This is a genomic window from Escherichia sp. E4736 (assembly GCF_005781225.1).
Lineage (GTDB): Bacteria > Pseudomonadota > Gammaproteobacteria > Enterobacterales > Enterobacteriaceae > Escherichia.
On sequence record NZ_VATT01000007.1, the window covers coordinates 203,630 to 217,348 of the forward strand.

Annotated in this window: 13 protein-coding genes; 9 read left to right on the top strand and 4 right to left on the bottom strand. The window is 51.4% G+C overall.

From position 1 onward, the window contains the following. Positions 1-191 precede the first annotated feature (191 nt). The 8 genes from hinT (at position 192) to FEK46_RS05650 (ending at position 6,442) form a co-directional block, all read left to right on the top strand. Entirely contained in the window at positions 192-551 is a 360-nt protein-coding gene (gene hinT / locus FEK46_RS05615; protein ID WP_054445830.1) for a purine nucleoside phosphoramidase, read from the top strand. 2 nt (positions 552-553) lie between these two features. After that, positions 554-931: a YcfL family protein gene (locus FEK46_RS05620; RefSeq protein WP_130205557.1), complete on the top strand. Its 378-nt coding sequence runs from the start codon at positions 554-556 to the stop codon at positions 929-931. A gap of 13 nt (positions 932-944) precedes the next feature. Continuing rightward, positions 945-1,586: a penicillin-binding protein activator LpoB gene (gene lpoB / locus FEK46_RS05625; protein ID WP_130205559.1), complete on the top strand. Its 642-nt coding sequence runs from the start codon at positions 945-947 to the stop codon at positions 1,584-1,586. Further along, positions 1,567-2,391: a thiamine kinase gene (gene thiK / locus FEK46_RS05630; protein WP_135409840.1), complete on the top strand. Its 825-nt coding sequence runs from the start codon at positions 1,567-1,569 to the stop codon at positions 2,389-2,391. Before lpoB ends, thiK begins: the two co-directional genes overlap by 20 nt. Before the next feature lie 10 nt (positions 2,392-2,401). After that, positions 2,402-3,427, top strand: a complete 1,026-nt coding sequence (nagZ, locus tag FEK46_RS05635; RefSeq protein ID WP_135491154.1) for a beta-N-acetylhexosaminidase — start codon at positions 2,402-2,404, stop codon at positions 3,425-3,427. 21 nt (positions 3,428-3,448) lie between these two features. Further along, positions 3,449-3,991 (top strand): alpha/beta hydrolase YcfP, encoded by a 543-nt coding sequence (gene ycfP, locus FEK46_RS05640; RefSeq protein ID WP_075331716.1) that lies wholly within the window; start codon positions 3,449-3,451, stop codon positions 3,989-3,991. A gap of 397 nt (positions 3,992-4,388) precedes the next feature. Next, positions 4,389-5,693 carry an NADH-quinone dehydrogenase gene (ndh, locus tag FEK46_RS05645; protein ID WP_135559650.1) on the top strand — a complete coding sequence of 435 codons (1,305 nt, stop codon included), beginning with the start codon at positions 4,389-4,391 and terminating at the stop codon, positions 5,691-5,693. Positions 5,694-5,902: 209 nt separating this feature from the next. Beyond that, positions 5,903-6,442, top strand: a complete 540-nt coding sequence (locus FEK46_RS05650) for a glycine zipper 2TM domain-containing protein (RefSeq protein WP_064528599.1) — start codon at positions 5,903-5,905, stop codon at positions 6,440-6,442. A 62-nt stretch (positions 6,443-6,504) separates the two neighbouring features. Here FEK46_RS05650 and comR read toward each other — a convergent pair whose 3' ends face one another. Continuing rightward, positions 6,505-7,137, bottom strand: coding sequence for a TetR family copper-responsive transcriptional repressor ComR (gene comR, locus FEK46_RS05655; protein WP_135492220.1), 633 nt, complete (start codon positions 7,135-7,137; stop codon positions 6,505-6,507). Between the two features lie 240 nt (positions 7,138-7,377). Here comR and bhsA point away from each other — a divergent pair, with 240 nt between their 5' ends. Beyond that, entirely contained in the window at positions 7,378-7,635 is a 258-nt protein-coding gene (gene bhsA, locus FEK46_RS05660) for a multiple stress resistance protein BhsA (protein WP_135559649.1), read from the top strand. Positions 7,636-7,716: 81 nt separating this feature from the next. Here bhsA and ldtC read toward each other — a convergent pair whose 3' ends face one another. From ldtC to FEK46_RS05675, 3 genes are all read right to left on the bottom strand, one after another. Then, positions 7,717-8,679 (bottom strand): L,D-transpeptidase LdtC, encoded by a 963-nt coding sequence (ldtC, locus tag FEK46_RS05665; protein WP_165383267.1) that lies wholly within the window; start codon positions 8,677-8,679, stop codon positions 7,717-7,719. 144 nt (positions 8,680-8,823) lie between these two features. Then, positions 8,824-12,270 carry a transcription-repair coupling factor gene (gene mfd, locus FEK46_RS05670; protein WP_135559648.1) on the bottom strand — a complete coding sequence of 1,149 codons (3,447 nt, stop codon included), beginning with the start codon at positions 12,268-12,270 and terminating at the stop codon, positions 8,824-8,826. Between the two features lie 127 nt (positions 12,271-12,397). Further along, complete coding sequence (locus FEK46_RS05675; RefSeq protein WP_130205573.1) at positions 12,398-13,468, bottom strand: acyltransferase family protein; 1,071 nt, start codon at positions 13,466-13,468, stop codon at positions 12,398-12,400. Positions 13,469-13,719: the final 251 nt, after the last annotated feature.

The following is a 13,719-nucleotide window of genomic DNA, read 5'->3' on the forward strand; positions in this document are numbered from 1 at the left end:
AAGGTGTTTTCGGCCCATTCATAGGCAAAAATGGGAATAATGGCGATGTATACGGCAGTAAAACGATTTTTTGCTTAATAAATCGTGGCTTAAGGTTGAAAGAGCAGGTTTAACTCGACCATACTCTATACTCGCAGTGTAGCGCGGCGTAGCATGGCGCAACGCATGGCAATTTGAAAAAGGAAAATGTCGTGGCAGAAGAAACTATTTTCAGCAAAATTATTCGTCGTGAGATCCCCTCCGATATCGTCTACCAGGATGAGCTGGTAACGGCGTTTCGCGATATTTCGCCGCAAGCGCCAACGCATATTCTGATCATTCCAAATATCCTTATCCCTACCGTGAACGACGTGTCAGCTGAGCATGAGCAGGCGCTGGGACGCATGATAACCGTAGCGGCAAAAATTGCTGAGCAAGAAGGTATTGCCGAAGATGGCTATCGTTTGATCATGAATACCAACCGTCATGGCGGACAAGAGGTCTATCACATTCATATGCACCTGCTGGGTGGCCGTCCGTTGGGACCAATGCTGGCGCATAAAGGCCTGTAACGATGAGAAAAGGATGCTTTGGACTGGCGTCTTTGGCGTTGCTATTGCTGGTCGGTTGTCGTTCACATCCGGAAATCCCGGTGAATGATGAACAGTCACTGGTGATGGAGTCATCTTTGCTGGCAGCGGGCATTAGCGCAGAAAAGCCCGTTCTTTCAACGTCTGATATTCAGCCTTCAGCATCCTCGACGCTTTATAACGAAAGGCAAGAACCCGTTACCGTTCATTATCGTTTTTACTGGTATGACGCCAGGGGGCTTGAGATGCACCCTCTGGAAACGCCGCGCAGCGTCACCATTCCCGCTCGTTCAGCGGTGACTCTGTACGGCAGCGCCAATTTTCTTGGAGCGCACAAAGTCAGACTTTATCTTTATTTGTAAGGGGTGAATCTTGATGACAAAAATGAGTCGCTACGCCTTAATCACCGCGCTGGCGATGTTTCTCGCCGGGTGTGTGGGGCCACGTGAACCCGCACCGGTAGAAGAGGTAAAACCTGCGCCGGAGCAACCGGCTGAGCCGCAACAGCCAGTACCCACAGTGCCATCAGTGCCGACGATCCCGGAGCAGCCAGGGCCAATTGAGCACGAAGACCAAACCGCACCGCCTGCGCCGCATATTCGTCATTATGACTGGAATGGCGCAATGCAGCCGATGGTCGGTAAGATGCTTGGGGCCGATGGCGTGACCGCAGGCAGCGTCTTGCTGGTTGATAGCGTCAATAACCGCACCAATGGTTCTTTGAATACCGGGGAAGCGACAGAAACGCTGCGCAATGCACTGGCTAATAACGGTAAATTTACCCTCGTTTCCGCCCAGCAGCTTTCGATGGCCAAGCAGCAGTTAGGTTTGTCGCCGCAGGATAGCTTAGGCACTCGTAGTAAAGCCATTGGTATTGCTCGCAACGTGGGGGCTCATTACGTGCTGTACTCCAGCGCCTCTGGCAACGTTAACGCTCCGACCCTGCAAATGCAGTTGATGCTGGTGCAGACGGGCGAAATTATCTGGTCAGGTAAAGGTGCCGTTCAGCAACAATAATCCCATCACGCGCGACGAGTTATTGTCGCGCTATTTCCCGCAGTATCACCCCGTCGCGACGTTTAACAGTGGACTTAGCGGCGGGAGTTTTCTCATTGAACATCAGGATCAGCGTTTTGTTGTGCGTCAGACTCACGATCCTGATGCGCCGCAGTCCGTGTTTCTGCGCCAGTACCGGGCGTTATCAAGATTACCGGCATACCTTGCACCGAAGCCACGTCTCTATCTCCGTGGCTGGATGGCGGTCGACTATTTGCCCGGCGAGGTAAAAACGCAATTGCCGGATACCGACGAACTGGCAGGCTTGCTGTATTATCTGCATCAACAACCGCGTTTTGGCTGGCGAATAACCCTGCTGCCGTTACTGGAACGGTACTGGCAGCGAAGCGATCCGGCGCGGCGAACAGCGGGATGGTTGCGACTGTTAAAACGTCTGCGTAAAGCGCGCGAACCACAACCGTTACGATTAAGTCCGTTGCATATGGATGTTCATGCAGGGAACTTAGTCTATACCTCGTCAGGGCTAAAACTCATCGACTGGGAGTATGCCGGTGATGGCGATATCGCTCTGGAACTGGCGGCGGTGTGGGTGGAAAATAGTGAGCAGCACCGGCAATTAGTTAATGACTATGCCGTGCGGGCGAATATTAATCCGGCGCATTTGTGGCATCAGGTCAGACGCTGGTTTCCCTGGTTACTGATGCTGAAAGCAGGGTGGTTTGAGTACCGCTGGCAACAAACCGGCGATCAACAATTTATCAGGCTGGCCAATGACACCTGGCGGCAGCTATCAATAAAACAATAAGGAGAGCAGTGTGGGTCCAGTAATGTTGGATGTTGAAGGTTATGAACTGGACGCGGAAGAGCGCGAAATACTTGCGCATCCGCTGGTGGGAGGGCTGATTCTCTTTACACGTAACTATCATGATCCAGCACAGTTGCGCGAACTGGTACGCCAGATCCGCGCAGCTTCACGCAATCACCTGGTGGTGGCGGTGGATCAGGAAGGTGGACGTGTGCAGCGTTTTCGTGACGGTTTTACCCGCTTACCGGCAGCGCAATCATTCGCTGCGCTGTTAGGAATGGAAGAGGGGGGCAAACTGGCGCAAGAGGCAGGTTGGCTGATGGCCAGCGAAATGATCGCTATGGATATTGATATCAGCTTTGCGCCAGTGCTGGACGTAGGACATATCAGCGCGGCGATTGGTGAACGTTCTTATCATGCCGACCCAGAAAAAGCCCTGGCAATCGCCAGTCGGTTTATTGATGGGATGCATGAAGCTGGAATGAAAACCACCGGTAAACATTTTCCTGGTCACGGTGCCGTAACTGCAGATTCACACAAAGAGACGCCGTGCGACCCACGCCCGCAAGCGGAAATTCGTGCCAGAGATATGTCGGTTTTCAGTACGTTAATTTGCGAAAATAAACTCGATGCCATTATGCCCGCGCATGTGATCTACAGCGATGTTGATCCGCGTCCGGCGAGCGGTTCTCCCCACTGGCTGAAAACTGTTTTACGTCAGGAGCTGGGGTTTGACGGCGTGATTTTCTCTGACGATTTATCGATGGAAGGTGCCGCGATTATGGGCAGTTATGCCGAGCGTGGACAGGCATCACTGGATGCAGGTTGCGATATGATCCTGGTCTGCAATAATCGTAAAGGGGCCGTCAGCGTGTTAGATAATCTGTCACCGATCAAGGCAGAACGTGTTACACGTTTGTATCATAAAGGTTCATTTTCGCGACAGGAACTGATGGACTCGGCTCGCTGGAAAGAGATCAGCGCCCGTCTGAATCAGTTGCATGAACGCTGGCAGGAAGAGAAGGCAGGTCATTAACCCTGGCTTATTGAGGAAGCGATGATTATCTATTTGCACGGTTTTGACTCTAACAGTCCGGGTAACCACGAGAAAGTCTTACAATTGCAGTTTATTGACCCGGATGTACGGCTAATAAGCTACAGTACGCGGCATCCGAAACATGATATGCAGCATTTGCTCAAAGAAGTGGACAAAATGCTGCAACTGAACGTCGACGAGCGCCCGCTCATTTGTGGTGTTGGTCTGGGCGGTTATTGGGCAGAGCGGATTGGTTTTCTCTGTGATATTCGCCAGGTGATCTTCAATCCCAATTTGTTCCCTTATGAGAACATGGAAGGGAAGATTGATCGCCCGGAAGAGTATGCCGATATTGCCACCAAGTGTGTGACCAACTTCCGTGAGAAGAATCGCGATCGTTGCCTGGTGATTTTGTCGCGTCACGATGAAGCGCTTAACAGTCAGCGGACATCTGAAGAGTTGCATCATTATTACGAGATTGTCTGGGACGAAGAGCAGACACACAAATTCAAAAATATCTCTCCGCATTTGCAGCGCATTAAAGCATTCAAAACCCTCGGTTAATTGGCATCGTCGCATCAGGTAACCTGGCCGGTACCTGATGCGGCCCCGGATTCTGTAGGTCGGATAAGGCGTTCACGCCGCATCCGACACTGGCAATGTGCCTGATGCGACGCCGTTCGCGTCTTATCAGGCCTACCAAACGCCCTCCATATACGCATCACTCTCCTGAATTAGCTCGAATAATAAACAATAAACTCTGTTTTTTGATCTCAACAGGTAAAACCGCCTATCTTTTCAGCAACAAAACTTGATTAACATCAATTTTGGTATGACCAATGCACCATTCATGTTATTCTCAATAGCGAAGAACATTTTCATTGCTGTAACCTGTTGTTAATTAAGAGCTATGTTAATAACCATTAGTTAACAATTGGTTAATAAATTTAAGGGGGTCACGTTGACTACGCCATTGAAAAAAATTGTGATTGTCGGCGGCGGTGCTGGTGGGCTGGAAATGGCAACACAGCTTGGAGATAAGCTGGGGCGCAAGAAAAAAGCCAAAATTACGTTGGTCGATCGTAACCACAGCCACCTGTGGAAACCGTTGCTGCACGAAGTGGCGACCGGATCGCTCGATGAAGGCGTTGATGCGCTGAGCTATCTGGCCCATGCGCGTAATCATGGTTTCCAGTTTCAGCTGGGATCTGTGGTTGATATCGATCGTGAAGCGAAAACAATCACCATTGCTGAACTGCGCGACGAAAAAGGTGAATTGTTAGTTCCAGAGCGGAAAATTGCTTACGACACGCTGGTGATGGCGCTGGGTAGCACCTCTAACGATTTCAACACGCCGGGCGTAAATGAGAACTGCATTTTCCTTGATAACCCGCATCAGGCACGTCGTTTCCATCAGGAGATGCTGAATCTGTTCCTGAAGTTTTCTGCTAACCTGGGCGCCAATGGCAAAGTGAATATTGCGATTGTTGGCGGCGGCGCGACCGGCGTAGAGCTCTCTGCCGAATTGCACAATGCCGTGAAACAACTGCACAGTTACGGTTACAAAGGGCTGACCAACGAAGCCCTGAACGTTACTCTGGTGGAAGCGGGAGAGCGAATTTTGCCAGCGTTACCGCCGCGTATCTCTGCTGCGGCTCACAATGAGTTAACGAAACTGGGCGTTCGCGTGCTGACGCAAACTATGGTTACCAGTGCCGATGAAGGCGGTTTGCACACTAAAGATGGTGAATATATTCAGGCCGATCTGATGGTGTGGGCTGCCGGGATAAAAGCACCAGATTTCCTGAAAGATATTGGTGGTCTTGAAACCAACCGTATCAATCAACTGGTGGTGGAACCGACGCTGCAAACCACGCGCGATCCAGACATTTACGCTATTGGTGACTGTGCGTCATGCCCGCGTCCGGAAGGGGGCTTTGTACCGCCGCGTGCTCAGGCCGCACATCAGATGGCGACCTGCGCAATGAACAACATTCTGGCGCAGATGAACGGTAAACCGCTGAAAAATTATCAGTATAAGGATCACGGTTCGTTGGTATCGCTGTCCAACTTCTCCACCGTCGGTAGCCTGATGGGTAACCTGACGCGCGGTTCAATGATGATTGAAGGACGAATTGCGCGCTTTGTGTACATCTCGCTATACCGAATGCATCAGATTGCGCTGCATGGCTACTTTAAAACCGGATTAATGATGCTGGTGGGCAGTATCAACCGCGTTATCCGTCCGCGTTTGAAGTTGCATTAATCGGCGTACACTGGCGGATGTGGCGTAAACGCCTCATCCGCCCTTGAGGAACAGTGCGATCGGTAGCCGCGTCGTACCAGGTATCCTTTCAGACTTCTCTGAATCCTTCAGCTTTTCCTGCTTTTCCCACGCTTTTCATCTTCTGTCTGATAGCTGCTTTTCCCCTTCGCTTGCATGATTGTCATAACTGCAAAGAAGGAGGTGTTCCCGTGAATAAATCAATGTTGGCGGGTATCGGGATTGGTGTAGCGGCTGCGCTTGGCGTAGCGGCAGTGGCCAGCCTGAACGTGTTTGAACGTGGCCCGCAATACGCTCAGGTTGTTTCTGCAACCCCAATCAAGGAAACGGTTAAAACACCGCGCCAGGAGTGCCGCAATGTCACGGTGACCCATCGCCGACCGGTACAGGATGAAAACCGCATTGCTGGTTCGGTCCTCGGGGCTGTCGCTGGCGGGGTGATAGGGCATCAGTTTGGTGGTGGTCGCGGTAAAGATGTCGCCACTGTTGTGGGGGCGCTGGGCGGTGGATATGCCGGTAACCAGATCCAGGGCTCTCTCCAGGAAAGCGATACTTACACTACCACGCAGCAGCGTTGTAAAACGGTGTATGACAAGTCAGAAAAAATGCTCGGTTATGATGTGACCTATAAGATTGGCGATCAGCAGGGCAAAATTCGGATGAACAGCGATCCGGGTACGCAAATCCCATTAGATAACAATGGGCAACTGGTTCTGAATAACAAAGTATAACAAGGCTGTACTCTGCAATTTAGCCCCTCATTCGCTCAGGCTGAGGGGCTTTTTTTTGCGTCTTACTTCACCAGTTCAGGCCATAAACGCAGCGTTGTCCGGGCAATCAGCATCAGTTTTTCCAGCGATGCGCCTTCACGGGCGCTTATCGACATCCCCTGAATAATACAATTAAGAAATTCCGCAAGATGCGTTACGTCACAGTGGGCGGGAATTTCCCCGCGTGCCTGGCGTTGACTTAAAAACTGCTGCAAGGTGCGTTCTTGCATTGCGTGACGTGATTTCACCGTATGAGCAATATCGCCCGAATCCGCTGAAAGCGTGGTGCAGTTGTTAATCATAAAGCAACCCGCGGGGGTGTCTTTGCTGGTAAAGCAGCTGGCGACGGCAGCGAAATAGTCCGCCAGTGCAGACTCCACGCTTTTTTCTTCACAAAACAACTGCGCTTCATGCTTAGCGGCAAAGCGATCGATATAACGGTCGAGTACGGCGCGAAATAACCCCTCTTTGTTGGTAAATTCCGCGTAGAGCGTTGGCGCTTTGGCTCCGGTCGCTTCAACGAGGTCCGCAAGGGAAGTCGCTTCATAACCGTGCTGCCAGAACAATTTCATGGCCTTATCAAGCGCGGCGTCCCTGTCGAACACTTTTGGGCGGCCACGGCTTTTTTTTACACAATGTGTTGAGTCTATTGCCATGATGCCATTGTACCTGGTGGCTGTGAATGAATGGTTATTATAAAAATAATCACCTCCCTTCACCAGTCCAGAAAATAGAAAAATAAAAACTCTCTATTTAACTGAAATTTAAAGTTTTTTAATTTAATTAACGATTGTTATAAAAAACTTCTTGTATGTGATCCAGATCACGTCTATCATTTAGTTATCGATCGTTAAGTAATTTCTTGCGACGCCATTCACCTGCATAAGGCCACTATTATGAAAAACGTAAAAACCCTCATCGCTGTGGCGATTTTAAGTTCCATGTCATTTGCCAGCTTTGCTGCTGTCGAAGTTCAGGCAACACCAGAAGGCCAACAAAAAGTGGGTACAATTAGTGCTAACGCGGGGACAAATCTGGGATCGCTGGAAGAACAGCTGGCACAAAAAGCGAATGAGATGGGCGCAAAATCTTTCCGTATTACTTCAGTAACCGGTCCGAATACCCTCCACGGAACGGCAGTCATTTATAAATAAGCATTAACCCTCATTAATGCCCGCTATTGCTGCTTTTTTCCCCGCGACATACTGTGCCGCGGGGATTTTTTTATCCGGGAGTTACAGCGATTGTGGGCTCAGTTGATGGCGGCGCACATCTACCGGCATCCCGGAACGGACATCCATCACATGCTGCATCACTTCAGCATCAGTTTGTGCTGCATCTTTAAATGATTGCATTGCGCTATTCAGCGTAATCGGCAATAGCTGCGGATCGTCATCAATCTTCTCTGACAGCGGCTGATGCACTTCAACCAGACGCGCACCGTTTGGTTCGGCAGAGACTTTTATCGGCGTGTTGATGATATTCACTTTGGTGCCTGGGGTGACCTGGCTAAAGAGTGTTTTGATATCGTCATCCCGTAGACGAATACAGCCAGAACTTACCCGCATGCCAATGCCGAAATCGGCGTTCGTACCGTGAAGCAAATAAACGCCGCCATAGGCCGCCAGACGAATCGCATGATGGCCCATTGGGTTATCCGGCCCAGCCGGAACTACCGCAGGCAACTCAATTCCCTGTGCTTTATAACGGGCGCGAATATTCGCTGTAGGCGTCCAGGTTGGGTTTGCACGTTTGTCTGAAACGGTGGTCACCATTGTCGGTGTCAGCGTGTCACCACCTAACTGACCAATACCTATTGGATATACGGTTACCGAATTTTTACCCGGCGGGTAGTAATAGAGACGCAGCTCCGCAATGTTGATCACAATGCCTTCGCGCGGCGCGTCTGGTAGTAGAGTTTGCAACGGAATCGTTAACACGCTACCCGCGCGTGGCACGTAAGGATCAACGCCGGGGTTAGCCTGTAACAGAGCGAGAAAGCCGACGTTATATTTTTTGGCGATGGCTTCCAGCGAACCACCGTCATTTTCCACCACATGAAATTTATTTTCGCCAACCAGACGACTGCCCGCTGGCGGCAGCGGCCAGGTGTTGGCTTTTGCCGGTAGCGTCAGCGCCACGGCAGCGGCGAACGTAAAAAACGTTAGCCAGCGAGAAAAACGCGTTTTGATCATCACCAAAAGTCCATAATAAATATAAGGTTATTGTAATAAAAAGATAAGCCTGAATTATGGATGGTGACAGTGTCGGATAGTGCAGGGAAGTGCAAAGAATTTGTAAATGTTACAGATGGGGGCGCAGAAACGCCCCCGATATCACCATTAAGCGATCGCGTTCTCTTCCAGTTCACGCATAAACTGGCGAACCCATTCGATACGCGTTTTCCGCTCGCTCAAATCCTGAATAAACTTCAGGCGCGTCGGGCCATCAAGGCGATAATGCTGCGGCTGTTTTTGCAGCAAACCAATCAGCCAGGCTGGATTCACGTGATTCTTCTCGGCAAATTCGATCACGCCGCCTTTCTCATTACCTTCCAACTTCCTGATCCCCAGTTTCTGCGCTTGCTGACGCAGACGGGCAATATCCAGCAGGGTACGCGCCGGATCCGGCAGCAGGCCGAAGCGATCGATAAGCTCGACTTTGATCTCTTCCAGTTCGTTTTCCGTTTTGGCGCTGGCAATACGTTTATAGAACGACAAACGCGTATTCACGTCAGGGATGAAATCATCTGGCAATAGCGACGGCATCCGCAGCTCGACTTCTGTTTGCTGGCTGGTGAGATCTTCCAGCGACGGCTCGCGTCCGGCTTTCAGCGCATCGACGGCGTTTTCCAGCAACTCCATATACAGCGAGAAACCGATGGTTTCCATCGAGCCGCTCTGTTCTTCACCAAGCAATTCACCCGCGCCGCGGATCTCCAGATCGTGCGTTGCCAGCGCAAAGCCTGCCCCGAGATCTTCCAGCGAGGCAATCGCTTCAAGACGTTTTTGCGCATCGGTAGTCATCGCTTTCGGATGCGGCGTCAGCAGCCATGCATATGCCTGATGATGCGAACGTCCGACGCGACCGCGCAACTGGTGCAGCTGCGCCAGACCGAAGTGATCCGCGCGTTCAATGATAATGGTGTTGGCGGTAGGGATGTCGATTCCGGTTTCGATAATGGTGGTACAAACCAGCACGTTGAAACGTTGATGATGGAAATCATTCATCACCCGTTCCAGTTCGCGCTCACGCATCTGCCCGTGACCGATGGCAATCCGCGCTTCTGGCACCAGTTCCGCCAGCCGCTCGGCGGCTTTCTGGATGTTTTCCACATCATTGTAGAGATAATAAACCTGCCCCCCGCGCAAAATTTCACGCAGAATCGCCTCCCGAACCACCAGACTGTCATACTCGCGGACAAACGTTTTAACAGCCAGACGACGGGCGGGCGGCGTGGCGATAATCGACAGGTCACGCATTCCGCTCATCGCCATATTCAGCGTACGTGGGATTGGCGTAGCGGTAAGCGTCAGAATATCCACGTTCGCCCGCATCGCTTTAATGCGCTCTTTATGACGCACCCCGAAGCGGTGTTCTTCATCGACAATCAGCAAGCCTAAATCTTTAAACTTGACGTCATTTTGCAGCAGTTTGTGCGTACCGATCAGAATATCGATTTTCCCTTCCGCCACTTCCGCAAGGATTTGCGTCTGCTCTTTGGCGCTGCGGAAACGGGAGATCATTTCGATGCGTACCGGCCAGTTGGCGAAACGGTCGCGGAAGTTGTCGTAATGCTGTTGCGCGAGAAGGGTGGTTGGCACCAACACCGCCACCTGCTTGTGATTCTCTACCGCCAGGAAAGCGGCGCGCATCGCGACTTCTGTTTTACCAAAGCCAACATCGCCGCACACCAGACGATCCATTGCCAGCGGCTGACACATGTCGCTAAGCACAGCATTAATGGCTTGCGCCTGATCCGGCGTGGTTTCAAACGGGAAGCTATCGCAGAACAATTGATATTGCTCACGATCGTGCTTAAACGCGAAGCCCTCTTTGGCGGCGCGTTGCGCGTAGATATCCAGCAATTCCGCCGCCACATCACGCACTTTTTCCGCCGCTTTCTGCCGCGCGCGTGACCATGCATCGCCGCCAAGTTTATGCAGCGGGGCGTTTTCTTCCGCGCCACCCGCGTAACGGCTAATCAGATGCAGTGACGACACCGGAACATACAGTTTGGCATCGTTGGCATAGGTGAGCATCAAATACTCGCCAGTAATGCCGCCGGCTTCCAGCGTGGTCATTCCGGCATAGCGCCCGACGCCGTGCTCCAGATGGACCACCGGCTGACCAATATGCAGCTCCGCGAGGTTACGGATCAGTGTATCGGGGTTGATGGCGCGACGAGAATCCTGACGACGGCGGGCAACACGTTCACCGAGCAGATCACTTTCGCAGATCAGCGCCAGATTACGCACCGTATCGACAAAACCATGTTCGGCAGCGCCAATCATCAAATAACGCCCACGGTCGCTGGCTTCATCAAGACGCATAATGCGTTGCGGGGCAATTTTAATTCGCGCGAGCAGTTCACCCAGCGCTTCACGGCGACCTTCACTTTCTACCGAGAACACCACCGGACCGTCGAAAGACTCGAGGAACTTACGCAGCGCATCCAGCGGCGCTTTTTGTTGCGCCTGAACGGCCAGGTCTGGCAGCTTCTCGAAGCCTAAATTGGCATTCGCTGCTTTTGTCGGTAAATGTTCAGCTTTTAGCTGTACGCGGGGCCAGTTTTTCAGCTCTGAGAAGAGCTCGTTCACCCGCAGCCAGAGCGATTGTGGCGGCAACAGCGGTCGCATTGGATCGACGCCACGGTTTTCAAAACGCGCCAGCGTGTCAGCCTGGAAACGTTCGGCACTGTTTTCCAGATCGCCAGTATTCACCAGCAAGGTATTGGCAGGGAAATAACTGAACAGTGGCGGCAGGGGTTCGCTGAAGAATAGCGGCTGCCAGTACTCGATCCCGGCAGGTAATGTGCCTTTACTCACTTGCTGGTAAATATGTTCTGGATCGCGCTTCACTTCGAAGGTATCGCGCCACTGGCTGCGGAACAGTTCAATCGCCGCTTTATCGGTCGGGAATTCGTGTGCGGGCAGCAGGTTGATGGCTTCAACTTCTTCCAGCGTGCGCTGGCTATCGACGTCAAATACACGCAGGCTGTCGATTTCATCATCAAAGAAATCAAGACGATAAGGTAGCTCGCTGCCCATCGGGAAGAGATCCAACAACGCGCCGCGCGTGGCGTATTCGCCGTGCTCCATCACCTGATCAACATGGCGATAACCTGCGCTGTCCAGTTGGGTTCGTAATGCATCTCGTGACAGGCGCTGACCTTTTTTCATCACCAGCGCATGACCGTGGAGAAAACTGTGCGGGCAAACGCGCTGCATAAGCGTATTCACCGGAACAATCAGTACGCCACGCTGCATCGTCGGTAGCTGGTAAAGGGTGGAAAGGCGCGAGGAGATAATGTCCTGATGAGGTGAAAAACTGTCGTAAGGGAGTGTTTCCCAGTCCGCCAGATTCATCACCATCTGATCGGTGAACTGGCTGATCTCATCATGCAAACGCAGAGCATTTTGCATATCTGGTGCAATGAGTACCACCGGACCGGCGTGACGTTCGGCAATTTCCGCCACCAGCGTCGCGCAGGCAGCGCCAGTTAACTCGCCCAGCAGACGCTGCTCACCCGCTTTGACGGGCAGCGTATAACGATATTGTTCAGGCATAACGGTTGTCAGAGTCTCGTTAGGATATGCCCCAACATATGGGGGCCTATCTCTGATAAGCAATGCTGTTCATTATCCGTAATCGAGATGGTTTAGCAAATCGAATCGCCCCGGCAGGGGCGATGGTTTAACGAGAGTAACTGGTGGCAGGTAGAGAAGGCGGGGAGAACAACAGGTCGCTGAATGCGCGTTGTGAAAATTTTCGCACCAGTAATCCAGCAACAGTACAAATCAACAAACTGACAAAAGGATAAACCAGCAGGAGCGTTAGTTCGAGTTGCGGCGACCAGCGGGCTGCATTCATTTGCGGAATCAGACTTAAGCTGAATATCTCTACCAGAATGCGATGGGTGGTGTAGATGGCAATGGTGTTAGAACCAATCACATTCAGTAGGCTGGAGGAACGCATACCGAAACGCTGCTCGTACTGATAAAACAGTTTCATGATCACTACAATCGATACCAGCGACAACAGCAGCGAGATATTAAACAACCAGGCAGCAACCGCCAGAACAGCCAGCAAAGAAGCCATCAGCAGATGGCGGCGCAACGGCACCTCTTTAACACAGGTCATTAATGTTGCGCCAAACCATGCACCAAGGCTGTAATAAGGCAAATTGCGGATCACACTGTTCATTCCCCACCATGGCGTGGGAACGAAATTAACCGCCACACTCATCAGCACAAACAGAACGAATAACGGCAGTGCCAGGCGGTTAAAAATTTTACATATCACGAAATAGACAATTAAAGCATACAGATACCACAAGCTGGTGCTGGCGGTGATCATCCCGTGCAGGAACTCACCGGTGGAATCGGCATACGCGGCATTGGAGGCATTGCTTAAATCGCGCTCAGGCGCCAGCCACGGGTTCAGCGCACTTAACGCCATCCACTGCACCACGCCCCAAAGCGCCAGCACCCAGAAGATATTCCAGATGCGTTTATCGAGACAATTTCCCCAGGGTACGCTGTCGATATAGCGGCGAATCAAGTAGCCGGAAATAAAGAAAAAAACCGGCATACGAAAGGGCGCAAGGTAAAGATTGAAATAGATCCAGCATTTGCTCAGGACTTCCGATAACGGATGCTGGAAAGTGGTCAGATGCGGATAAAAGGTAATGACCGAGTGATAAATTACCACCAGACAAATACATAACCCTTTGATCTGGTTAATCCATAGCTCTTTTTGTTTCATCAGGACAACACGCTCTTTTTATTTAACATGCTGATGATCCTGCGGGGCGAGTCGCGTGGTGTAATGCGTATCTGTCTGTATTTGGTTATTTTTCAGATAAAGATCAGGCCACAAGGCCGATGAGAAAATGAGGCCCTTTAGCCGATTGATTTGCTGGTACTTTTCAGATTAGCCCTGACGATCACTTACAGTTCAGACGTTTACCCATCTCGCTTTCGCTTATATACTCGTGTCTTTGCTAACAGCAACCA

Coding starts and splice junctions, on each gene's coding strand:
- FEK46_RS05620 (WP_130205557.1), top strand. CDS start 554: ATGAGAAAAGGATGCTTTGGACTGGCGTCTTTGGCGTTGCTATTGCTG.
- FEK46_RS05675 (WP_130205573.1), bottom strand. CDS start 13,468: ATGAAACAAAAAGAGCTATGGATTAACCAGATCAAAGGGTTATGTATT.
- lpoB (WP_130205559.1), top strand. CDS start 945: ATGACAAAAATGAGTCGCTACGCCTTAATCACCGCGCTGGCGATGTTT.
- ycfP (WP_075331716.1), top strand. CDS start 3,449: ATGATTATCTATTTGCACGGTTTTGACTCTAACAGTCCGGGTAACCAC.
- mfd (WP_135559648.1), bottom strand. CDS start 12,270: ATGCCTGAACAATATCGTTATACGCTGCCCGTCAAAGCGGGTGAGCAG.
- comR (WP_135492220.1), bottom strand. CDS start 7,137: ATGGCAATAGACTCAACACATTGTGTAAAAAAAAGCCGTGGCCGCCCA.
- bhsA (WP_135559649.1), top strand. CDS start 7,378: ATGAAAAACGTAAAAACCCTCATCGCTGTGGCGATTTTAAGTTCCATG.